Consider the following 24456-nt stretch of genomic DNA (forward strand, 5'->3'; position numbering starts at 1 on the left):
GATCGCCCTAGCTTATAGCATCATATACTGGCTAGGCAATTTGATAACGCTGCGCTATCGCCAGTATTTGCTCAACCACATTATGTTGCTCACTCATAGGCAATTGCTCTGTTGTTCCAATGATAGTAATAGCATATTCTAGCGGTAAATCCTCACCAGCAGTTTGATCACTACTCGTGGATGGTTTAGCAGCACTATTGGCAATCTGTGGCAATATCACAGGTATCGTAATGGCGTTAATCCCTATGAGCATATCGCCCGTCACTGTCGCATAGCCTTGAGTACGAATTTTGGCCTGTAGCTGGGTAAAGTACTGCCACTTATCGGCCATATCTACGGTAGTATTACTCGTATGCCACTCAGCTGCGACCAATGGCTGAATGACGGCATCAGGTTGATAACTGGCAAATAACTGCCCTGTGGCTGATGTCGTCAGAGGCATACGTGAGCCGATGCGAGTAATGATACTAATCGGACTGTCTGGCTCAACGGACTGAATAATAATAGGGCCTTCGCTAAACCATTTGGCAATTTGCACACCACAGTTTAAGGTATCTTTGATTTCATTAGCCACTTGTGTGAGACGTGCCAAAAGATTGTTTTGGTTAAGTTCCGTATGTCCTAATGATGCCAATGCATTGACTCTATCGCCAAGCCCATAGCGACCATCATCAAGCTTACGCGCGTAGTTTTTGCGGATGAGACTGACTAAGTAACGATGGGATTTTGCTGGATGCATTTGCATGGCTTCAGCGATATCCTTTAGCATCATAGGCTCATTACGGTCGATCAGCACATCGAGTAACGACAGCCCAATCTCAAGCGACTGAACCCCACTTTGGTTTTTATTGCTGATAGAACTGTCTACAAGGGTTTTGTCTGCTGGCATGATTTGCTCGATTCTGGTGTGCTTGGTTATTTTTTAATTTTGCTTGTTAGTGGTTTGTTCAATAAGGGTTTGCCCGATCAAATATCACTGAGATACAGATCTTACTTCATAGTATTTACTCTTTTCAAAACACATATACATAAGGACATGAATCATGATGACACTTTATGGCTACTTTCGTAGTAGCACGTCTTACCGTACTCGTATCGCTATGAACCTAAAAGGCTTAGATTACGATGATATCACGATCAATCTGGCACAGGATGAACAGTTAGAATCTGCCTTCAAAGCAATTAATCCACAAGGATTAGTGCCTGTCCTACAAGCTGACGATTTATTATTATATCAAAGTCCAGCTATCTTGGAGTGGTTAGAAGAGGTCTACCCTGAGCATCCATTATTGCCTAACGATGCTGCTGGGCGTATGCAAGTACGCGCACTGAGCGCCATGATTGGTTGCGACATCCATCCAATTAATAATCGCCGCATTTTACAGTACCTACGCAATGAGCTGTCAGTAAATGAGGAAGATGTGATTGCATGGTGCAATCGCTGGATCAGTGAAGGTTTTGCCGCTTTAGAAACACGCTTAGCTGCGGATAACAATCGCGGACAATTCTGCTATGGGGACAGTCCTACTCTCGCAGATTGTTATTTGATTCCGCAAGTCTCTTCTGCTCGCCGCTTCAAAGTAGATTTGAGCGCTTATCCCAATATCGTCGCTATTGATACTCATTGCCGTACACTAAAAGCGTTCGCAGATGCCGATCCTATGATGCAGCCTGATGCACCGAAACGTGATGCCTAATTTGAGACAGTTTTTATAGGATACCTATCTTTATAGAATATTTATCTTCTCGGCCAAATATCAAGTGACTTAGAATTAACACTTAGTATTTGGTCTGGCTTTATTCTTCACACCTTCATATTTTCGCAGCTTAACCTCTAGCTTTATCGCTTAACTTTGCCTCATTGATTATTATTTATTCAATTTTTACAATATAATTTTTAATATATTTATATTAACGGTTGTATGGTGGGCAGCTGTTGGTTATTCTTTATATAAGCATTTGTCATCGCTCAAATTTGTACTTTATTAGCTATAGAAAAAAGTACTGTCTTATTCATCACAATAAGGTTGAACAATATGAATGATATATCCTCATCAGAGATAACCACCCTACCATCGGATGCAGCAAACAAGATTTATGCATCAGCAATCATGTTTAGAGATGAAACAGAAAGCGCTAGAAAAATTGCACCCGTGGTAGTCAATAAACTTTCAGAATTTGCATTATTTAGAATGGGGTTGCCTAAATCGTTAGGAGGATGGGCAGGCAACCCAGTAGAAACGCTAAAAACTTATGAGACGTTGGCCAGTGCTGAGGCCTCCGTTGCTTGGATCGTTTGGAACAACCATTTGGCCTGTACATTCGGTCGATTTTTGGACGAGTCCAGTATGAAAGAAGTATACAGTGACCCATCTCATATTTATGCCAATTCAGCACGTCCTGAAGGCGTGGCCCAAACAGTAGATAATGGCTACATGGTATCAGGACAATGGACACTCGTCTCTGGATGCCAATTGGCTGACTGGTTTGTACTCCGTTGTCTCGTTATCTCCGAAGGCTCTCCTACAACCCTTGGCCCAGGTGCAAATTTAAAGCTATTTTTTATTCCCAAAAAGGATGTAAAAATCATTGATACGTGGGATGTGGGCGGCCTAAATGGTACAGGTAGCCACGATATAATCGTCAAAGACACTTTTGTCAAAGAGGCTTATGCAGTTGACTTTGATAGTCCTGTGGCTGTCGATACTGCCTACAGTCGTCTGCCTATCGGTTGTATCAATGCTGCTGGCTGTGCGGCGATGGCGCTAGGCGTATTGAAAGCCGCTATGGATGACTTGGTTGATATGTGCCTTGAGAGGGTAACGCCTGGTAAGAGTCCAGATCTACGCGACCGTGCAACGGTACAGGCTACTATTGCTAAGAGCAAAACAATACTAGCATCGAAACGCGCCCAACTGCATTATAGTGTCGAGGTACTGTGGAAAGAGGCACAGCAGCAGAACACCTTTACTGATATACAGCTTGCAGATGTATGGGCCGCTTCTTGTGAAGGCGCAAGAGAAGCTCGTGACATGGTATCTGAAATTTACGCAGTCGCAGGCACAGCCTCCCTATATAAAAAGCATAAGATAGAAAGGGCGCATAGAGATATTCATGCGATTTTGCAGCATGGCATTATTCAACCTCACTGGATGAATCAAGCAGGTATGGCCTATGTTGGACTGAAACCGAATGGTGCAATGTTCAGAATATAGAAGCCCTTAATTATAAATAATAAGCGCTTGTGAGACACAATTTACAAGCGCTTATTTTGATTCATCGACATTATTGCTGCATCAATTGTTTATCTTTAAGCCGTAAAAAAGCAAAACATTAGATGTCTTGCTTTTTTATAGTCTACCGATAGCTACAATTGAGAGGTTTTGTTAGTCAAAATGGAAACCTGCACCCACTGCGCCGCCTACGTTTCCTTGAGTATCTGCCGAACCATTTACCTTAATGACCCAGCGACCGTCGTTAGATAATTTAGAGAAACCAATTGCTACAGCACTTTCTCCGTTATAGGTACCGACACCGCCACCAATCAGTGACTTACCTGCGATATAAGCCTGAGGCATTGCCGACATTGCCATTGCCCCGGAGATACCTGCATTTGCATCATCTTCTACTTCGTCGATTTTGTAGCCAAGATCGCTCATATTGTTATTGAGTCGACTATCAAGCGCACTAAGCTGACTATAATTGACGGCGTCTGTTGCTTCGACCCCATCGGCGACACCAGTCATACGTTGGTTGCCAGCATATAGACCTTGAGACGTCATACTTGGCCCATCTTGCATACTGATACCCTCACTATTGATAACCGTTGTCCCAACTGTGACACTATCAACGCTGATATTACCGTTTAGATCAAACTTAATACTACTGCCATCTGCTGTGGTGGTGATGTTATTGCCACCAGTGAAACTGAGGACACTCTCATCGCCAATTGGTTTATTGATATTAGCGCCACTGTCTGCGCCAAAATTGAGTCCAGCATCTAGCTTATCCGTATTGGTTTCGATATTCGTAGTATTGGTCGTGATATTGCTGGTATTCGTAGCAATATTTGTCGTATTGGTCGCGATATTGGTTGTATTAGTGGTAATGCTCTCTGTGTTAATTTGAACATTTTCACTAATTTCAATCGTGCCTTGTCTGATAGAAGCAATCGCACCATCAATATTGCTTTCACCCGTTCCACCAATGTCACTGTTGGTAAAAGTACCATCTTCGGCATTGTAAACAGTGTCACCACCGATAATACTGCTGATACCAGTGCCTTGGGCATAAAGCTGACCACCGTTTATGGCGTCCTGACTTGTCGCCGAAACTTCTCCATTTTGAACGTTGGTAATTTTGGTATCAGCGGCATCAATACCACTTTTCGTAACACTCGGACCACCTACAATAGTCAGTCCATTGTCATTCATAACCGTACCCCCAGTGGTTACGCTATTCAAAGTAATATCTGGGTTAAGATCAAAGCTAATATCATTAGCATTGGTAGGTATGGCTGCAGCCTGCAATGATGGACTACTATCGAAAGCAGCCACATCACTCACTGATTTCCTAGATACCTTGATATTACCGTCTTTACTACTGAGGTCGACAGCATCTCCTTGTTTTACCATCGTAGCGATATCACCTTGAGCGGTGATGCCCCAACCTTGATCCAAGGCAATGGCGACATCTTTTAACTGCCCAACATTGACAGCATCCGTATTTAGCACACCTTCCCCAACGTTGCGAATGGTGTTGCCTCCATTGTCTAGACCACGGCTACTCAATGAGACCTGAGAAACCATTCTATTCACGCCATTTCCAACGAAGGTAAAGCCTGCATCACTCATGATGCTGTTACCTATCTGTATACTGCCATCATCTCCAAGGTCTAACTGATTATTCAGTTTTACTTGGACGCCAGTCGCAGAAGCGACAGTAGTCAGATTGTTATCTCCTGTGACATTGATCGTATCGCCTAATGCAAATTGCTGATCATTAGCACTATTGCCGTCACCAATTTTGATACCTTTAGCAATTTCATCATTAGTCATAGTGAGCTGTGCAAAGTTTACGGCATCGGTTGGGGCAATTCCCTTATCAACTTTGATAATTCTATTATTACCATTATCAAGACCTTCGTTGCTTAACGTAATGGTCTGATTAGGACCATCAGTGATGGTGACGCCTGCATTGTTAAGCACCGTGCTTTCCATTCTCACGCTACCGTTTTTACCAAGCATGACATCTTCAGCCAATCTAACATTTAGATTGCCATCTTCATCAGCGATCACACCGATATTGTTTTCAGTTACGTTGGTAGCACCTCCTTGGAGTGTCAACGTTTGACCTAACTTGCGATTGACGACAACATTTGTATCATCTCCTGTAAAGTTCAGTCCTAGGTCCACTGTATTGTTGGTTGCATTTAATTGTCTAACATTGACAGCATCAGTATCTGCATCACCATCATCTACATTGATGATTCTGTTGCCGCCATTATCAAGACCTTCACCACTCACACGAACTGTACTATCAGTAAAGCTAGCACTAGTGAAAGTGACATCCTCTTTTGTAGCGACTTTAATACCACCATCCTCAGCAGTGAGAACAATGTTATCTCCTGTTAGGAAATTCGCCGTATTGTCCGTTTGGTTAAGCGTTTTAACATCAACGCCATCTATTTGAGCAACAATGGTCTGCATGGCACTGTCCGCTTTTACCAGACTGGCTTTGCTATCTACACTTAAGTCAACGGCATAGTCGGTCATGTTGGTAAACTCGTCTTTGTCACCTGCTGTGACCGTGACGGCAGAAGAGCCTGCTGAAGCAGTAACACCATCTGCATTGACGGTATAGACATCTTGACCGTTACCACCTGTAGACTTCACAACACCCGCAATATTAGTACCTGCGGCGACCTCTGTTTTAGCAGCGGCAGATGAGCTATTTAGCTGACTAACGTTGACAGCGTCTTTATCTAAGACACCCGCTTTAACGTTTGTGATCTTTTTATTGCCAGCATTGATACCACCAGATCTGGTCATGCTTGGACCATTCAGAATGGTTAGACCATCACTGGTCAACGTGGCATTAGATGGGTTAAAAGGGTTTATACCTGTTACGGTCACACCAGCGCCACTGACTGTAGTGACGCCACCCATTGCCAGACCACCTGTGACCATGCCCAAGCGATTAACTTGAGTGCCACCAAAGATATTACCTGTGCTGACGCTGCCGTTATTACCTAGATCAAGATCGTTATTGAGCTTGACTTCGATTTTGCCATTTCTTACTCTTGTGTCGATATTATCATTAGAACCCACTACCTCGACTTGTTCTCCTAGCTGTTTCATTACAGTTTGACCATCGGCAGCTTTTAAACCAAAGCCTTGGTTAACCTTGGCATTGGTATCAAATAGCTGACTACCATTAATTGCATCAGTACTATCTTCGCTTATGTTCCCGACAGCGACATTAGTCATTGTGACTGGGCCAGTTGCTCCAACGCCACCTAAAGTAACAACATCTCTAGTAACAGCATTGTCATACTGTACTGAGTTGTCCGCTTTAACTAGACTGTCTTTAGTAACTTGACTTAAGTCAACCGCATAATCAGTTAAGTTGGTTGTATCAGTAGTTGCGTTTATTTCTACTGCTGTAGATCCTGCTGAGGTTTTAGCACCATTAGCATTAACAGTATAAACATCTTGTCCTGTGTCACTGTCGATTGAGAAATCAACACTAGAAACATTGGTTCCCTTTAAGACTTTGGTTCTGGCAGCGGCAGACGAGCTACTTAGTTGACTGACATTGACAGCATCATTTGGGTCTTCACCGTTATCAACATTGATAATCTTTTTGTTACCAGCATCGATACCACCAGACCTTGTTACGCTTGGACCACCAATAATTGTTAAACCATCCATGGTTAGAACAGTACTAGGAATACCTAGTGGACCATTCACCAATACTCCTAAGCCATTAACTGATGTACTAGCCAGTGCATTACCGGTTCTAACACCTAAACCATCTACAGTTGTACTAAAGTATGAGTTACCTGTTGTTAGACCAGAGCGATCAAGTGTCGTGGTATCACCAAAACCGAACGGAGAGCTTGAACCCATTTCTACACTACCGTTATTACCTAGGTCTAAGTTATTGTTGAGTTCGAACGAGACATCATTACTAGTAGTGTCTTTAGAAACAGTGATATTGCTGTTTTTACTGTTGAAGTCAACTGAATCTCCAGGTCCTACCGTACTTGCGGTAGCACTATCACCTTGTGCGCTGATATCCCAGCCTCTATTGGCTGTTTCTGTAACCACTTTTAGCTGAGATACGTTTACTGCATCCGTATCTGCTGAACCACCTGCAACGTTAATGATACGACGTTCGCTTGCAACAGCGCCTACTGAGACGGTGCCGTTATTGGCATCAGCAGCAACGTTGGTTAAGAAAGATGCGCCGCTTTGTACAGCTGCAATAGAGTTTTGACCTAAAGCGACACTGTTTAGTGCATTTGCTCTAGAACCTTTACCTAGTGCAATACTACCTAACGCTTCAGCTCGTGCATCAAGACCAAGTGCAATAGTGTCTTGGGCGGTTGCTTTTGCTTCATAGCCTATCGCAACTGCACGACTTGCGGTTCCGTTTGTGGCTCTTTGACCTATCGCCACTGAATTAACACCCGCTTTGGCCTCCTGACCACCAGCAAAGCCGTTGAACGAAGATCTTGCGCCTTCACCGATAACGGTTGCATTTGCGTTTGCAAATGCGCTCTCTCCAACAGCGGTTGCATTATTACCTTTTGCATTGGCATTCGAGCCAACGGCAAGAGCGTCAGTACCTGTTACTGACGTGGTGTATGGCTGTGCACTGCTAGAACGGATAGGGAAATCAATGCCAGCAACGATAGTATCTAACGCTTTTAATTGAGATACGTTTACTGCATCACTGTTTTGAGTACCTGCTGCGACATTAATAATTTGGCGAGTACCATTAGTAGAGCTACCAACAGAAACTGCACCAAGGCCTGTACTATTAGTTGCGGTAATAGCTGCTTTGTCTACGACACTAGCACTTGTTGGAGCAAACCCAACCGCACCACCTGCAACGTTAGCCACAGATTGCGATCCTAGTGCCACACCATCTTGAGCATTAGACTGAGCGCCAGCACCCAGTGCCACGGCCCCTTTTTCAGTAGCAGAGGCAGCCACACCGAACGCTGATGACGCGGTTGCAGCAGCATTCGCATGCGTACCTATTGCAGTTGCAAGATGACCCGCCGTACGAGCTTTGACACCAATTGCTATGGAAGCTGCCCCGCCCGATTCAGTATTTCCTGTATATGGGTCGCTTGCATCCAGTAGATCTCGACCCGCATATTCATTAAAAGCCGTATTGACTGTGCCACTGTTTAGCTCAGTGCTAGTGATACTACCGTCGATATTGTATATCGATGCTAAGTTTAGGTCATCGCCACCGATGGCAATAGAAGAGCCGCCTCTTGAAACGACATTGGCACCAATAGCAATAGATTGTTCACCACTTGCCAACGTTTGTTGTCCAGATTCCGAGCTACCAATAGCGATGGTTTGGCTGCCAGTCGCCTTTGCGTTGCCACCCATGGCCATAGCATTATAACCTGTTGCGCCATCGTTATTGGCATTGCCAATAGCTTCAGAGTCAACACTATAATATTTAGTCTTGTTATCCTTGACTATATTAACCAGCCTATATAGCTGCGAGCCATTAACTGCATCTTTACTCCCTGCCATCACAGCACCATTGGATACATTGGTGATTTTGTTATTACCATTGTTTAGGCCACTATTGCTCAAAATGACACTATTGGCTGGATTTATGGCTGTAATCTTAATGCCAGAGTTATCGACTAAGGTATCACCCGTTTTAAGACTACCATCAGTCCCTAAATCGACATTTTCATCGAGCTTTATCGTTAGCGACTTATCATGTCTATTGGCAGTCACGCTAATATTTTTGGTATTGGGATCGCCAGTGACCGTTTCTCCACCCTGCACCGTTAGTGTTTGGTGAAGGAATGAATTGGTATGTATTTTAGGCGTTGGGTCGTCACCAACAAAGTAGGTACCCAATGCATTCACCTGCATGCCAAAGCCAGCAGCTAGTAGCCCAAGCGCTATAGTGCTCAGACGTAACGTATGGATAACGGACAGGTTAGACGTTGTATTTATGGTAGCGTTAGAGCTAACGCTAGATTTGGAAGATTTGCCACGTCCCTTCGCGTATTCACCAACGGCGGTAAAACAACTTAAGGCTTCATTCCAGATGACTTTATAGATGCGGTTCATGATGCGTACTCCCTTACAGACTTGTCAGATTTAAAAAATCAGAGATAAGATCTATGTCAGAGAAACGATGTGACAAAATAAAACGGGTTATAAGCTTATAATAACGAGACCTTGTTCAAATAATAGTTGTAGTAGTCTTCAAGGAATAAGACGTTCTGTTTTGTATAATCTTTATCACTCTCTGTATATATTAGTATTACCGAATATATACAGAGAGACAATGCCGTTCATCCGTGTTTTGATACCGTTCGTCGGTTATATTCATATAAACGAATATAAATTCGTTTAATTCTTGTCTATTTATAATAAATTACGTCGGTTTTAAAAAGAGTCAGCTTTTATCTACTACTAAATATGCGCTTATACACATTAAAAATACATGATAAGCGCATGTTGGTTACATAAATTGTTTCTGCATTATTTATCTTTTTATCTGCTAGGTAGCACTATTTGAACCACCAACCCTTGAATACCATCTTGCCGGTTATAAGCATTGATATATCCTTTATGCGCCATGACCACAGCGTGGACAATAGCCAATCCAAGACCATAACCGCCAGTATCACGATGCCGAGCAGTATCGAGCCGCACAAAGGGATGAAAAATACGTTCTAAGTCTTTTTCTGCGACACCGCCACCTTCGTCTGTTATATTAATTTGAACAGCTGATGCCTTATTGTTCATTTGTATTGCTTTGATTTCCGCAATCACTGTCGAACCCGCTGCCGTGTGCATAAAAGCATTGCGAATGACGTTTTCAAGTGCGCTATACAACTGCTCTGCATTACCTTGGACGGTCCAAAAACCTTCCAAATCATCCAACGCTGAGGCTACAGGCGGTTGCCATTGCCAATGTACGTCTTTATGTTGAAACTCAAAGCAGACATCCTCTCCGATATTGCTAATGATGTCGGATATGTCGACTGCCTCACTCTCCAAGTTATCAACGGTATATTGCTGCATTTGTAGGGACTGAATATGAATGATTTGCTCAATCAGCTCATTCATTCGTGTAGATTCTTTATCGATACGGTCTAAATAGCGATTGGCATTGGGCGCAAAGTCTCGAGTCAGCTCAGTCGCTACATCCAGACGAGCAAGTGGCGAACGCAGCTCATGTGAGATATCACTAAGCATTTGCTTGCGTGCCAGCTCACTGTCGACGAACCTCGTCGATAGATGGGCGACGTCTTTGGCAAGTAGCCCCAACTCATCATCGCCCATCTTGGACAGTTCTGGGTTGGCTTGATAATTACCATCAATCATACGGTGTACGGTATTTTGTACACGGCCAATTCGCTGGGTCAGCGTACGACTGAGCCATATGCAGACCAGTACACTAAAGATAACGATTAATAGCAAACGTATTGGAAAATTCCCGTGCTGTATCTCTACTACGTCTGAAAAACGCAAGTGCGGACGCAACTGTATGATGATTGACTGACCATCAGGTAGTTCAACAGACATATCAGCCAGTTCAGGACGAGTATCGATATCAGCTACTGCTGCACTACTTGCCGTTCTTGGTTTTAGGAATTTTTGCCAAAAAGACAGCTCATCTTCTGGTATTTCATTGTCGTGCTCACGCAGTCTATTGTCAGCATTGCGGCCTTCTACGCCATAAACGTTATTCTCTACTCTAGGCGGTATTTGCTGCAACGGTTGTATTGCACGATCCATTAGCTGCCGACCACTTTGCAGTTGTCCTTGCGCGCGCTCATCTTTGTCACGGTAACGCGGGAATATAATAGCGCCCTGCTCATCATAGACTCTGATTTGATTCATCAACTGGCGGTCTTGACGATACATCTGCCTGACAGACTCTACATCACCAGCCCGTAGTGACGCGACCATCTCTTCACGCTTTATCAATAGACTATCGATTTGCACATCCATACGAGAGGTCAGCTCTTTTTCAGCTAACCAGCGTTCTACCACGATGGACAATACAGAGGTGATTAAAATCGTCAATAGTAGGCTCAGGAATAAACGCCAAAACAAGGTGATGCGCACCTTAAACTTAGGTGCTTTTTTGAGGGTCTGCTCAGAAGCTTTCATCGATATGTCCGTCATTACAGCACCAGTTGATAACCTTTTCCACGCACCGCTTTTATTGGCTCATCGTGAAAAGGTTGAAGTTTTTTACGTAAGCGAGATACATGCACATCGAGACTACGATCAAATGGCTGCAATTCACGCTGCAAGACATTCTCTGACAGCCATGCTTTACTGACCACCTCGCCCTTTTGTTTGAGCAAGGCCACGAGCAGATCAAACTCTGTACCAGTGACTTGTAGCGTCACCCCATCTATCTGACAGGCACGTTGGTTTTGATCGAGGTGCAAACGACTCTCTGGCAACGGAGTATGCTCTGATGCGGTCGTATTGGTACGTTTAATCACTGCATTAATACGTGCCAGCAGCTCTCGTGGGTTACAAGGTTTGGTAATATAATCATCGGCACCAAGCTCTAGACCAATAATACGATCAATCTCTTCCCCTTTTGCCGTCAGCATAATGACTGGAATATCGATAATATTTGGTAATTGGCGCAGGACACTCAATCCATCCAGTTTTGGCATCATAATATCGAGCACGAGTAAATCATAAACCGTATCTTCGTGTGCTACCGCTTTGAGTCGTTGTATGACTGCTGCACCATCATGCACGCAGTCACAGCGAATACCGTGATTGTCCAAGTACTCTTGCAATAACTGAGTCAACTCTTCGTCGTCATCGCCTATCAGGATGTTTGGCATGCTTCTCTCCTTTAATTTTTATTTATCTCTATTTACTCAATCTATAGTAATCATGGCGCAATAAGTCCGCGTACAAGTGTCATTTTGATATGGTTAGCGAAATTGCCGCCGTGGCATTTTTATTGTCAGTAGACTGTAGTTAACCATATTATCAGGCAAGCACTTGTCAATTCACCAGAAACGTTACCTTTCTTAATACTTCATAAATGTTCGTAACTTTTAACTGTCGTAATATACTCCTATCAACAGCAAGTATTGCATTTCTAAGATGGCTGACCATAACGAGCGATAACGTTCAACAGATGGTACTTGCGAGATAAAAATTTAGTGTTTATTAAATCAAACTCAATGTAATCAAGGATCTTATGATGAAAAAATTACTATTAGGCTCAGTATTAGCAGCGTCTAGCATATTTACAGTAACGGCTTGCACCAGCGTTAACGCGACTACTGATACAACGCCAACTTCGCAAATGCAAAAGAACCACAAAGATGGCATGAAAAAAGGTGAGATGAGAGGCCCAATGTCAAAACTGGATCTAACAGCGACACAGCAAGCGCAAATCAAAGCCATCATGCAAAACAAACGTGGCGATCGCACTGCTGACCGCGCAGAACACCAAGCAGAACGCGCGCAAATGGATCAGCAAATACAAGCACTGACCAATGCCAGCACTTTGAATACTGCTGCTTTGAACCGTCTGGCTGATCAACGTGCGGCAAAAGAAAAGCAACGCTTTATCGAACGTGTACAAACACAACACGCCATCGCTCAAGTATTGACTGCTGAGCAACGTGCAAAGATGGAACAAATGAAATCAGAGAGACAAGAAAAAGGTCGCAAGCACTCAAAAGACCGTAAAGGCCATGACAAACAGCATCAAGGTATGTAATAAGCCACTCCGGAAAAGTGTTATTTTACCCAGCTGTATACGTATAAAATGAAAAAGCGCGCCGTTAATAGGTGCGCTTTTTTTAGTGCAAAATTATCCTGTTCAAAAACTAATAATGCTTTCTATTTACTCATTAATACTCTAATCAGTTACTCAACCGAACCAATACGCTCTCTGACCATCGGCAACATGTTAAAGACCATCTTACCTACTGCCGTGCCATTACCATCTTGGTAGTATTGCAGCAGCTCTGGAGCATACTTTCGTAAATCAATGCTATTGCTAGCGTTCGGCATCTGCACATTACTTGGTAAGTTAGGAAACGCCAAGTCCTTAGTGCTAATAGCAGAATACTGCTGCAACACATCTATCTTCATACCCTTATTACTATTCGTTTCGCTAGTATTGTCCAACTGACGACGTAAGTGCTCCCACTTGAGTTGACCACGTTTATCAAACCCGTATAGTTCCTGTACTTCTGTGTTGGCAACGGTTTCACCTGTCGTTGCTCCCTCATGCATTTGATCTTCTATCATAGCCAGTATTTTTTGTACAATAGACTTACTGGTAAATGCCTTTGGATTTTGAATCGACTCAAACGCTGTCATCGGTTCGGGTTCTTGTACCAACTCTGGGTATTTTTCACTGATCCGATCGTAGAAAATCTGCATATATTTCTGTTGCGACGCTTGATAATCCCCAAAGCTTTGTACTCGGCGAATGATTTGATCGCTTGGTAGCATAGCCGATAACTGGTGCGCAGGCAGTTTTGGAGACAGTGAAGCAAGTGAGTTAGGGGCAACATAATTAAACTGGCTGACAGGAGCCGCATCATAAGTCGCATCTAACGCTGCAAAGTGGCTTTTGATTACTTCACTACCAAACCCTTTAGGCAATGTACCATCATCAATGGCTATTTTTAACCACTTGTTTTGCCATTTTGTACCGAGTTTATCGTCTAACAATTCTGAGTTTAGAATCGCAAAATTATCTGCCCATAGGTAAATATCACCGTTTTTAAAATCCATATAAATAGGCTGGTTGATACTGCTGTGATGATTACGTGCTTGATATTGCGCACTAGCGAGCATCGTAGCCTTGCCTGCCATCGGTTGATAGATCCCTTGAGAGTCGATAGAAAGCGGCTTTAGTAGATACTCATCTAATAACTGTGCTTTCTTCACATCTAATGGTCTTTGTTTATCCTCATAATTATCAAATAGCGCTTGATAATCTGGTGCTACTTTTACATCGCTATCGTATTGATGGTCATCCCATGCATGATAGGCAGCTACGCACTCAAAGTACGACTGCCTTATGCTGTCACGCTTAGTATCGTAATCCACCGCTAAGATATCTTTGTTTTGCTGTTCGGCTTGCAAGATTAGAGCGGCGTACGCTTGGTCATGTGCCTCTTCGCAGTGTTCATCTACATAGTCTGATACCGCCATTTTCTCCGTACCAGTATCAGTATCAGCATCTGTAAATTGTTGGTTATTGCCAATCTCAAGATTGCTATGATAGCTAAATGACTGACGACGCTGTTTTTGTAGTGCTGTTTCTAGTGTCTTTTTAGCAACGCTAGGTGCTTGTTTTACAGCCGCCGTGTTGGACTGGCCCAAACTGGTAGACTGGCAACCTGTTAACAACAGTGCCCCTGTCAAAAATGCGCTGGTCACTAGCAGATTATTTTTAGTCTTAAATGGCATACATTGTGCAATGGTGTGATGTACTGTTTTCATTTTTTATCCTTAATAGATATGAGCGTAAATGCAATGAGATGAGGTCATTTGACTTCTATTCTTCATTCATATCATCTTGAGCATCGTCAACTCGGCTCTCATCGACAGCGTCTGTGCCATTGTCATTGTCATTATCGTTACTATACTCATCGCTGCCATATTCATCACTGCTATAAGCACCTTCGACACCGCTATCTTGATAGTCGTAGCGTGCATAGCGAGCCGTTTGTAATCTGTCTTTTTTCTCGCGCTGCGTAGCTATCCATGCATTGCCATCGATAGGAGGCGTAGCGTCTGAACCAAAAGACTCAGCAAGCAGTGGTGTCAAGGCATGACGGTTAAAGCTGGCTTTATCGTAACGTACTTGGTTTAGCATGGTTGTGGTCGACCCCATAAAATCACTACCGATATTGACACGTTGCTGCTTGGCCAGCAGTCGATCTGAGCTGTCTAAGTAATAGTAGTTGATTTGATTAAACGAGATAGGACCGATAGCTTCGATCAGCTGCAATAGCGAACCGACATCCGCGCTTTGATAGCCTTTATTGTATAATTGCGCTTTAGCAAGTGCTGTCTTTAGTGCGGCACCATCAGGATATTTATCTGGATTGGCATCTACGTATTCTTGCAGTGATCTCGTCACATATTTGAGCGTCTTACCAATCATTTCACCGCTTTGCTGACTACCAAAATAGACTTTGACTGCGCGAGTCGCACCGACTTCTTTGGCAAACGTGTCACCACTGATATCTACTGCGCTAAAATGCTCAGGCGCCAGCTCAGCCATGCTGCTCTGTATCGCATTGAGCACCGCATCGTAGAGCACCGCTGGTGGCAATTGTGCCGTGATACTTTCAGGCAAACCAAAACTCACCGTATGCGAGGTCATATGTGATGGTAATGGCGTATTCTCAGGGTTGACAAGTGCAACAATCGGCATGATGGCCGATGAATCTACTACGACACTGCTACTATTAAAATCAAATGCTAACGGTATCTGTATCGATGAGCTAATCGTTGGTGTGGCGTAGTCGTAGCTATAGACGCTTTGTAGTTGGCGCTGCTTGGGACGGTATTGACTGACACTATTGAATGTTAAATGCTCATACTGATAAGCATTGGATGCAGCTATTTGCTCAGGAGTGCGGTGGAACATATCAAGTATATTGCCAATCATGCCTGTAGATGACATTGGTAGGCTGCCACGATTTACCGTCTCTGTCTTAGCTTGCTGTTTTGCCATTTGCATGGCTTCATACTTTGCAGCCATTGACTTGGGACTTAAACCCGACATCCCTGAGAGCATACCTTCAGCACTGCTGCTGTATTCAGCATAACTATCATAGTCGTCACTACTGTAATCATCGCTGCTATAGTCATCTGCTGTATCGTAGGCATACTCGTTATCGCTGTTGGTATCACTGCTCGTAGGCTCATTCTCCCCTGCTTCAGCCAATATAGCAGCAATAGCTCTTCTCTCTGCTTCAGCTTCTGCTCTAGACTTATCATAGTCACTAGGATAGTCGGACTCTATCGAATCTTTCGCATTATCATAATCGTTATAGTCATCATTGTATGGCTCATCATCACTTCTGTTATATGCACCCTCAGGCTGATACACATAGGTTTCTATGATCGTTCTGAGCAAGCTACTAGATCCTGCGTCAATACTATTTGGGTCAATGAAGGGTGCTGATCGATAATTGGCTGTGGCGACTGCGACATGATCGGTCGCCAAGTGTTGACGAATGGCTGCTAGCAAGTGTGATTTGGCTTGGTTTTCGGTATTTGGATACTTCTCTTGATTAAACAGCTGCTCATAACGCGCGGCCTGAGCATTTTGACTGGCAGTAAAGGCTTGACCCTGACTTTGGCTCTGCGCGGTATCTGCAACACTAAAGTCCATCATGGTACTAGAAGCGCTGCTATTCGACGACAGATTGGAAGATGAGCTGGCTGCAGTTGATTGGCAACCTGCGAGTACAAGTGAAGCACTACCAACTATCAAGGCGATAGACGTCAATTTACTGGTTGGATATAGATGACTGTTATTGTTTTTGCCATTATAGTTTTTATGATCAGTGGTAGATAAATAAGCAGGCGCAGTCTCAGAGTAGCGCTGTCGATTGCGGTTATTAATATGGTGTGATGACATAGTAATCTCTTTGTATGAATAGACAGTCGATAATGAGTGTACATTGGTACCGTTATTTATATCACAAGACGTTACAGTTTAGTAATATTAGCGAATATTTTTAAAGAATTTCTTCATTCATAAATAATTTTCTCTGTATAACAGCTGTTTTATCATTAGCTCCATTTATTTGTAATACTGTTGATACAGCTAAACGCTATAAAAGCGTACACCACAAAAGATAATAAACAACTTTCTACTATTTCATATTTTCGTTACTATTTAGGCTTATCTATTTCCTAACTCTATTCTCTCCACTCGCGTAAAAAGGACTTTGCGATGTCACAGTTATTATCTCGCCACCATCGAACCGCTCAGCAACGTAAACCAAAAATTAATACCTTACTCAAATCTAGCGTCGTGCTCATTACAAGTACGCTACTGCTATCTATATCCACACAGGCTGTAGAGCCAACGAACTCAACAAGTAACGCCACGGTCAACAATACATCAATCAATACCAGTGCTATAAACTTGGCCATCATGGCTGATAGTCCAACGGTACTCTCTGAAACCAAGCGCATCACGCGAGCAAAGACCAATACACTTAGCACCGAATCGAACAATGCTAACAATGCTAATAGTGACCAAGCCATCTATTCTGAAGACGCCATTCATCATCCAGTTTGGGCAAAGAACGGCATGGTCGCTACCCAAGAAGCGCTTGCCTCTGACATTGGTTTACAGATTCTAAAGGACGGCGGTAATGCGGTAGATGCTGGCGTTGCAGTGGGTTTTGCCCTAGCAGTAACCTTGCCGCGCGCAGGTAATATCGGTGGTGGTGGTTTTATGATGATTTATGATGCCAAACAAGGCAAAACGGTGGCGCTTGATTACCGTGAAAAAGCACCAAGTAGCGCCTCACGCGATATGTACCTTGATAAAGAAGGCAATGCTGTCAGCGACTTATCTCGCTATCATGGCTTGGCCGTTGGCGTGCCAGGGACAGTAGCAGGACTACTAAAAGCGCTAGAAGAGCATGGTACGATGAGCCGCGAGCAAGTTATGGCACCAGCGATAGCACTGGCTGAAAACGGTATAGAAGTCACCGCTGGCTTGTCCGAGTCACTCACGGCGTTGAGTGATCGCTTACAGAAATGGCCAAGTACTAAAAAAGTGTTTTTTAAGCCTGATGGCAGCGCTTATCAGCCAGGTGAACGTTTAAAGCAGCCTGAGCTTGCGCGTTCGTTAAAGCGGATTGCGGTACAGGGTACCGATGGGTTTTATAAGGGTGAGACCGCTCAAAAACTGGTCAAAGCAGTCAACGAAGCAGGCGGTAGCATGAGCCTGCAAGATTTGGCCAATTATCAAGCCATTGCTCGCGAACCTGTCAAAGGCGACTACCGTGGCTATGAGATTGTTTCTATGCCGCCGCCCTCCTCTGGTGGTATTCACATCGTGCAGATTTTGAATATATTAGAAGGCTATCCGCTCAAAGACTACGGACAAAACAGCGCACAGACTATTCACTTAATGGCAGAAGCAATGCAGTTAGCGTATGCAGATCGAGCTGAGTATCTGGGAGATGCCGACTTTATCGATGTACCTGCCAGCGGCTTAACCTCACAAGCCTATGCAGACAAACTGCGTACGTTGATTGATCCCAATAAAGCCACGCCAGCAGCGACTATCAAAGCGAACAATCCTCTGCCCTATGAGAGTGATCAGACCACACACTTCTCTATCGTTGATAAAGACGGTAATGCGATAGCCAATACTTATACGTTGAATTTCTCTTATGGTACTGGTCTCGTTGCGGACGGTACAGGCATTTTGCTCAATAATGAAATGGATGATTTTTCTGCCAAACCTGGCGTACCAAATGGCTACGGTTTACTTGGTGGCGACGCTAATGCTGTGGAAGCCAATAAGCGTCCACTGTCTTCTATGAGTCCGACACTCGTATTCAAAGACAGCAAACCTTACATCGTCACGGGTAGCCCAGGTGGTAGCCGTATCATCACGACTGTCACTCAGATTATCTCCAATGTCATCGATCATGATATGAATATCGCTGAGGCAACACATGCACCGCGTATCCATGATCAATGGCTACCTGATGAGATTCGAGTAGAAAAAGCACTGAATATAGATACCGTGAAAAAGCTCGAATCGATGGGTCATACCGTCAGTCCAAAATCCGCGATGGGATCTACACAATCGATCATGCTCACACCAAACGGTGTTTATGGATCGTCTGATCCACGTATTGTCGATGCAGCGGTGGTTGGTTACTAAGTTATGAATATATGTCTCTAGTCATTATAAAAAAGCTCTATGTGTTGCTATAACTCATAGAGCTTTTCTTGTATAAATAAGTAAATACTGACCTGCTTTAATATAGCTTAATTCTTTCAAAGAAATCATTATCTAATAATAATTTTGGTCTGGCATTCACCTCTTTTAAACCGACTTTATGTTGCATCATTAACTCGATCAAGTTCATTTGATCAATGAGAATAAGACTGTGCGAATCAGTCGAATTAGCATAGTCTTGAGCAGGCTTAGTAAAGCTTGTAGTAGTAATAAAGATGCCATGATGATTGGTTTTTTGTGGAGGATATGCACCTATGAAATTTCTCAAGTCGCCATTAGATATATTATTGCCATTACTATAGAGCTTGGCCTGTATATAATAATTGTGCACCTCACCATCTGGAAAGTCCTGAATAATTAGTCCATCAATACCATTATCGTTAGACCGCCCTGTATGACGAGATGTTAGATTACTTTCAGGACTTTCTATCTCCAAGGATCTCTCAATTAATTTCAAACAAAACCACTCAAACTGCAAAGGTGATAAGCTTTCAAGTTGAGCCATGATCATATCAGGCGTCACTTTGACAAAATCATTACCAACAGCAGCATCTGCATAATTATTCATAAATATAGAGGTTCGACGTTTAGTTTCGTCAATCAAATGGCTAATAAGCGCGTCACCGTTTTTACCATAAGCAGCGATATTAACTTTTTGCAAATCAGCAAAAGATTTGCTATCGAAGCGTTTAAAGTTGGCAATATAATCACTATTTGGTATTCCTTCACCAATATATTGATTAAAATTATTACCCGCTAGCCAAAAATAAACTTTACCGAAAGGGTCTAAACGTATGATATTTTTAGGGGTTACTTTCTCATCGAAAGTAATAAAATTGGCAAAATTCTGATTTAGATTAGGAATCAAACTAAATTTATCTTCCTTAACCAAGCCCATTGCAGATAAGCATACTAATATCAAATCAATAATTTCGTCGTAGCAAGGCGAACCATCATGACATTCATGGCGTATATCGTAGTTACTCATATAGTTGATGTCTTTATGATCATTTACGATTTGCGCTAATTTCTCAAACTCTCTGTAAAATACAGTGCGCCCAATAGTATTTCGCGTACTTAAATTTTTTATAGTTTGTATTCCAGCATTTAACATGTCGCCAAATGCAGGCAGCTTAGTAATATTACTCATAGTATTATCGTCTTTTTTGATTGCGTGAATAATATAGTGAAATCGGCATAGCATTACAATTATTTAAAAACAAATGTTTATGCTAACAACTATTGAGAGAAAACGCAGCAAAATTTCATGTTAATAAGTAAGAAAAACAAATCCTCTCACGCAGATTAAACCCTTTGAACCTGTGGCTGTCTGCGGCAAATAATGCTATTATTGACGACCCCATTTAAAACGTATCAATATGGCTATCGAGGTCTTGTCGGTCTCTAGATATCAGTATAATTGATTGATAATCATCAATTATTTTAACGGTAGCTTATTTCTTTGATCGTACCAGTAAGAGTCTTCTATGGCATTTGTACATCTTGGCATTCACAGCGAATATTCCATCACCGATTCTATCGTGCGTATCAAACCGCTGGTAAAAGCTGCTGCTGCTGACAATCAGCGCGCGTTGGCATTGACTGATTTGTCCAATTTATATGCCACGGTGAAATTTTATCGTGCCTGCTTAGGTGCGGGTATCAAGCCTATTATTGGTAGTGAAGTCATCATGGACAATGAAGACACACGCCTTACTTTACTTGCCATGAATAACGAAGGGTATCAAAACATTACCCGTATCGTATCGCTTGGGTTTACCGAAGGTCGTGCTGATCCTATCAATCATGGTACGCCGGTTATTAAGCGCAGTCATATACTAGAGCATGCAGCAGGTGTGATTGTACTGCTCACCGAAAAGTCAGACGTGGGTCAAGCATTGGTCGGCTCGATGCCAGAAAAGGCCGATGAACTACTTACTGAATGGCAGGCAAAATTTGACGATCGTTTGTACTTTGCGATCAAGCGTACCAATCGTTCGGGCGAAGATGCTTTTATTAGAGCAGCCATCCATTCAGGTGCCAAACACAACATCCCTATCATTGCGCATAATGACGTGCGTTTCTTAGAGCAGGATGATTTTGATGCTCATGAAGCCCGCGTTTGTATTGCAGGCTCTTATGTTCTTGCTGACCCAAACCGTCCGCAGACTTACTCGGATGAGCAGTATCTAAAAACACAAGCTCAGATGGAGCAATTATTTGCTGATATTCCGCAAGTAATTGATAATACCTTGCGCCTCGCTACACGTTGCAATGTCACCTTAACGCTTGGTATTAACGTCCTACCTGACTTTCCTGTGCCTGAAGGCGAGACGATTGAATCGTTTTTCCGTGCCGAGTCACAACGCGGTCTTGAGCAGCGCTTAGATAAGCTGTTTCCTGTCGAAGCGCGTACTGATAATTGGAGCGATTTCCGTCAGAGATACGATGAACGCCTCGCATATGAGTTAGATATTATTCTATCCATGGGCTTCCCCGGTTACTTCCTAATCGTCATGGACTTTATCCGTTGGGCAAAAGCCAATGGCGTCCCAGTAGGCCCTGGACGTGGTTCTGGTGCAGGTTCGTTGGTCGCCTATGCCCTAAACATTACCGACCTTGACCCGATTCATTACGATCTACTATTCGAGCGCTTCTTGAACCCTGAGCGTGTATCGATGCCCGATTTCGATATCGACTTTTGTATCGAAGGTCGTGACCGCGTCATTGATTATGTCGCGCAAACCTATGGTCGTGATGCCGTATCGCAGATTATTACCTTTGGTACTATGGCCGCAAAAGCGGTTGTGCGTGATGTGGCACGCGTACAAAGCAAATCGTACTTTTTAGCCAATAAAATATCCAAGCTGATTCCAAAAACGCCTGGCATCACACTGAGCCAAGCGCTTGAGCAAGAACCACAGCTCAAAGACTTGATCTCTAATCCTGATAATATGGATTATGAAGATGCCATTGAGATTTGGGAGATGGCGATTAAGCTGGAAGGTGTCTGTCGAAACGTCGGTAAACATGCCGGTGGTGTATTGATTGCTCCGCACAAGATTACTGACTTTAGTGCCATTTACTGTGATGATGAAGGTCACCGCGTCAGCCAGTTTGATAAAGACGATGTAGAAGCTGTTGGTTTGGTGAAGTTTGACTTTTTGGGTTTACGTAACTTAACCGTCATCAACGCGGCGGTTGAAAATATCAATTTGCGCCGTGCAAAAGAAAACGTACCTGCTTTAGTTTTGGAAGATTTGCCGTTAGATGACAGCAAAGCCTATAAACTGCTGCAAGATGCCAAAACCACGGCGGTCTTTCAGCTAGAAAGTATGGGCATGAAAAAATATCTGGCCAAACTGCAACCGACCAATATCGAGGATGTCATCGCCATGTGTGCGCTGTATCGTCCTGGCCCACTCGATGCAGGCATGGTAGAGATGTATATCGACCGTAAGCATGGTCGCGAGGAAGTCATTTATGACCATCCCAATCTTGAGCCGATTTTAGAAAACACCAATGGCGTTATTGTCTATCAAGAACAGGTAATGCAAATCTCGCAGGTGATGGCAGGCTATAGTTTGGGCGGTGCTGATATGCTACGCCGTGCGATGGGTAAAAAGAAACCTGAAGAGATGGCAAAGCAGCGCGATATTTTTGTCACTGGTGCCACCTCACAAGGTATCGATGAGGTCACGTCAGGCGGTGTATTTGACTTGATGGAAAAGTTCGCAGGTTACGGTTTTAACCGCTCTCATTCTGCGGCTTACGGGGTATTGGCTTATCAAACAGCCTATCTAAAACAATACTACCCTGCCGAATTTATGGCAGCGGTCTTAACTTCTGATATGAACAACACCGACAATGTCGTGTTCTTTATCAATGATTGCCGTGAAAACTTTGGGTTAACTGTAGTCAATCCTTCAGTCAATCGCAGTGAGTGGCACTTCGTTGCCGATACTCCGACCAATATCATCTATGGTCTTGGCGCAATTAAAGGCGTGGGTGAAGGCGCGGTAGAGTCTATCGTAGATGCACGCCGCCGCGAAGGTCCTTTTAAAGACTTGTATGACTTCTGCCGCCGTGTCGACATCAAAAAAGTCAATAAACGCACACTTGAAGCGTTGGTCAGTGCTGGCTGTTTTGATGACTTTGCCGCCACGCTACGACCTGACTTGCCAGCCGATGAAGCTTACGAGATTCGCGGTGCCTTGATGAGTCAATTGCCAAGCGCAGTACAGGCTGCTGAGCAAGATCGTCAAAACCGCGAAATTGGTATGATGGATTTGTTTGGTGAAATGGACGGTGTGGTCGCAGCGCCGCCGTTAGTCATGACGCCAGAACTCATTTGGGGTGACAAACACCGTCTAAAAGCGGAAAAAAACACCTTGGGACTGTACTTAACGGGACATCCAATCAATGAGTATTTGGATGAGTTAAAACGCTATACCTCTGGTGCACGTCTCGATAAGTTAACCGATACTGGTTATAACGGCAGCTGCTATTTTTCTGGGCTTATTATAGATATTGCCAACTTTGGTAACCGCAACGTGATTACTCTGGATGATGGTACATCGAGACTCGAGGTTAGCTGCTACGCTGAACGCTTTAATCGTGTCAAAGAGCAGTTGAAAATCGATGAAGTTGTCATCATCAAAGGCAGCATCCGTGAGCGGGATGGACGTTTGTTCGCACGTCTTGATAGTGCCATGAGCATGGTAGATGCCAGACTACGTTGGCTCAAAAAAATCAGTATCAAAGTCCATGGTAGCGATATTGACCTACTTACACGCTTGCAACCATTACTCAAATCCGCACAGGCTGACATTATTCCCGAGCCGCGTCTGGCTTATAACCAAGAGCAAGACGAGCAAGGTAGCAGCAGTAGTAATGTCTACGACCCTGCGATGGGTGGTAGCTTGTATGATGAAAACGGCAATGATTTATTGGCATTAGAGAGCGACATGAACCATGATGCGGCCAATCAAAACGGTATGTCAGCCAGTTATGCCAACAATGCCTTGAGCAATACCGACGCCTCTATCAATGATAACTGTCTACCGCTTGGGTTGAGCGTCTATGAAATGTACGGTATCGCAAATGTGGGACTGTCTGAGCACTGGCGCGTTTATCCAAACGATGATAATTTGCAACAGCTAAAAATGCTAGTAAGTGAAGATAACTTACATTTCCATTACAGCTAAGACGTAC

The 24456-nt window shown here is 43.5% G+C and carries 12 protein-coding genes; 5 read left to right on the forward strand and 7 right to left on the reverse strand.

Annotation, left to right across the window (positions count from 1 at the left end):
- Nucleotides 1-31: 31 nt before the first annotated feature.
- Nucleotides 32-889: an IclR family transcriptional regulator gene (locus tag QO187_RS03805; protein WP_371547336.1), complete on the reverse strand. Its 858-nt coding sequence runs from the start codon at nt 887-889 to the stop codon at nt 32-34.
- Between the two features lie 157 nt (nt 890-1046).
- Here QO187_RS03805 and maiA point away from each other — a divergent pair, with 157 nt between their 5' ends.
- On the forward strand, nt 1047-1697 hold the full coding sequence (gene maiA / locus QO187_RS03810; protein WP_371547385.1) for a maleylacetoacetate isomerase: 651 nt from the start codon (nt 1047-1049) through the stop codon (nt 1695-1697).
- 339 nt (nt 1698-2036) lie between these two features.
- Entirely contained in the window at nt 2037-3215 is a 1179-nt protein-coding gene (locus QO187_RS03815) for a hypothetical protein (RefSeq protein WP_371547338.1), read from the forward strand.
- A 171-nt stretch (nt 3216-3386) separates the two neighbouring features.
- Here the strand turns inward: QO187_RS03815 and QO187_RS03820 are convergent, their stop codons facing one another.
- The 3 genes from QO187_RS03820 to QO187_RS03830 all read right to left on the reverse strand — a co-directional run bounded on the left by QO187_RS03820 (nt 3387) and on the right by QO187_RS03830 (nt 12097).
- On the reverse strand, nt 3387-9338 hold the full coding sequence (locus QO187_RS03820; protein ID WP_371547339.1) for a YadA-like family protein: 5952 nt from the start codon (nt 9336-9338) through the stop codon (nt 3387-3389).
- 429 nt (nt 9339-9767) lie between these two features.
- Entirely contained in the window at nt 9768-11396 is a 1629-nt protein-coding gene (locus QO187_RS03825; protein ID WP_371547342.1) for a sensor histidine kinase, read from the reverse strand.
- 14 nt (nt 11397-11410) lie between these two features.
- Nucleotides 11411-12097 (reverse strand): response regulator transcription factor, encoded by a 687-nt coding sequence (locus QO187_RS03830; protein ID WP_057759848.1) that lies wholly within the window; start codon nt 12095-12097, stop codon nt 11411-11413.
- A gap of 368 nt (nt 12098-12465) precedes the next feature.
- On the opposite strand from QO187_RS03830, the gene QO187_RS03835 reads away from it, so the two are divergent.
- Nucleotides 12466-12990: a Spy/CpxP family protein refolding chaperone gene (locus tag QO187_RS03835; RefSeq protein WP_201571780.1), complete on the forward strand. Its 525-nt coding sequence runs from the start codon at nt 12466-12468 to the stop codon at nt 12988-12990.
- A gap of 149 nt (nt 12991-13139) precedes the next feature.
- On the opposite strand, the gene QO187_RS03840 is transcribed toward QO187_RS03835, so the two are convergent.
- A complete protein-coding gene (locus tag QO187_RS03840) occupies nt 13140-14732 on the reverse strand; it encodes a hypothetical protein (protein ID WP_371547344.1) in 1593 nt (530 codons plus the stop codon).
- A 55-nt stretch (nt 14733-14787) separates the two neighbouring features.
- Nucleotides 14788-16887 carry a hypothetical protein gene (locus QO187_RS03845; RefSeq protein ID WP_371547347.1) on the reverse strand — a complete coding sequence of 700 codons (2100 nt, stop codon included), beginning with the start codon at nt 16885-16887 and terminating at the stop codon, nt 14788-14790.
- A gap of 318 nt (nt 16888-17205) precedes the next feature.
- Here QO187_RS03845 and ggt point away from each other — a divergent pair, with 318 nt between their 5' ends.
- The gene (gene ggt, locus QO187_RS03850) at nt 17206-19164 is read left to right on the forward strand and encodes a gamma-glutamyltransferase (RefSeq protein WP_101204468.1); all 1959 of its coding nucleotides are present in this window, start codon (nt 17206-17208) and stop codon (nt 19162-19164) included.
- A gap of 97 nt (nt 19165-19261) precedes the next feature.
- Here ggt and QO187_RS03855 read toward each other — a convergent pair whose 3' ends face one another.
- On the reverse strand, nt 19262-20392 hold the full coding sequence (locus QO187_RS03855) for a restriction endonuclease (protein WP_201571786.1): 1131 nt from the start codon (nt 20390-20392) through the stop codon (nt 19262-19264).
- Between the two features lie 337 nt (nt 20393-20729).
- Between QO187_RS03855 and dnaE the strand changes: the two genes are divergently transcribed.
- Nucleotides 20730-24449, forward strand: a complete 3720-nt coding sequence (gene dnaE / locus QO187_RS03860; RefSeq protein WP_201571788.1) for a DNA polymerase III subunit alpha — start codon at nt 20730-20732, stop codon at nt 24447-24449.
- Nucleotides 24450-24456: the final 7 nt, after the last annotated feature.

The organism is Psychrobacter sp. Arc9, assembly GCF_041431295.1.
Classification (GTDB): domain Bacteria; phylum Pseudomonadota; class Gammaproteobacteria; order Pseudomonadales; family Moraxellaceae; genus Psychrobacter.